Origin of the sequence: uncultured Campylobacter sp., from assembly GCF_938031315.1 — a bacterium.
Taxonomy (GTDB): Bacteria; Campylobacterota; Campylobacteria; order Campylobacterales; family Campylobacteraceae; genus Campylobacter_B.
Genome location: NZ_CALHHT010000031.1, coordinates 1 through 1,211 on the forward strand (window position 1 = coordinate 1; position 1,211 = coordinate 1,211).

At 49.4% G+C, this 1,211-nt stretch carries 1 protein-coding gene; it reads right to left on the minus strand.

The annotated features are described in order from the left end of the window. Positions 1-222: 222 nt before the first annotated feature. The coding region (locus tag Q0236_RS00935; protein WP_297913928.1) for a glucose-6-phosphate isomerase at positions 223-1,211 on the minus strand (989 nt) is incomplete at its 5' end.

A 1,211-nucleotide genomic window follows, 5' to 3' on the forward strand; every position in this document is an offset into this window, starting at 1 on the left:
CCTCGCGGTGCAATCTTGGAATTCTGCCGTGAAATTTTGCGACAAAATTCCAAATCTTCGTAGCGAGAAATCAAAATTCCGCGGCGTAAATTTTACGCGCAGAATTTCACAGCGGTAATTTTAAAATTCTAAAATTTTGCCCAAGCAAAATAGGGTGCGAGTAGAGTCTGACTTTGGTAAAATTTAGACCGACGAAATTCCGTCTAGCTAGCGCAGCAAATTCTAATCTTGCGATTTTAAAACTAGCGATTTTAAAATTCTCTTGCCTACCTCGACGCCCGGCTGATCGTAAGTGCTGACGCCCAGTATCGCTCCAGTAGCGCTGGTTAGCAGCTCGAAGTAGTAAAATAGCTCGCCCACGCTCTGTTCACAAAGCCGCGAAACCTCGATTAGATCGACGCTGATACCCTCGTTTAGCACGGCTTGCAGCGTAGCATCGCACTGAAGATTTAGCACCTCATCCAGTCGCATGCCGTTTACGAAGTCGCAGCCCTCAAGACCTTGCAGACTGATACCAGGTACCGCGTCCGTAGTGCCGTTGTCCGTGAGCTTTAAGAAAGTCACGGTCTTATCCTTTACGCCGTCCATTATGAGCTGAAGGAAGCTGTGCTGATCGCGCGAGCCTACAAGCCCTACAGGAGTAAGTCCCTCGCGGCTAAAGCCGATCTTTTTACCTAGGCTTTCCGCCCAGAGCTGCACATACCACTCACCCAATGCGCGCAGCGCATCGCCGTAGCTAAAAAGGACGTTGATTTTCGCACTTTTGTGCGTGGCGTAGTGATGAGCTTTTCGTAAAATTTTATTCTCCGCGATTTTAGCGGGATCGCCTGCTAAAATTTCATCCAGATACCGCTCTTTTGCGACGGCAGCCCCTCGCAGCATCGCGCTTGCATCAAGACCTAACCCAACTGCGGGCACTAGCCCTACCGCACTTAACACGCTAAAACGGCCGCCTACGTTAGCGGGCATATTTATCACGCAGGCACCGTGCCCGCGCGCAAAGATATCAAGCGGCGAGCCTGCATCGGTGATAAATATGAAATTTTTTGCTAGCGTCTTTAAATCTGAAATTCCGAAACGCTGCAAAACGACCTTAAAAAGCGAGATCGTTTCAATCGTGCCGCCCGATTTGGAGGATACTATGAAGATCGTGCTAGCAAAATTTAGCCCTTCTAGCGCGCGATTTACGCTGCGCCCGTCGAGATTATCCA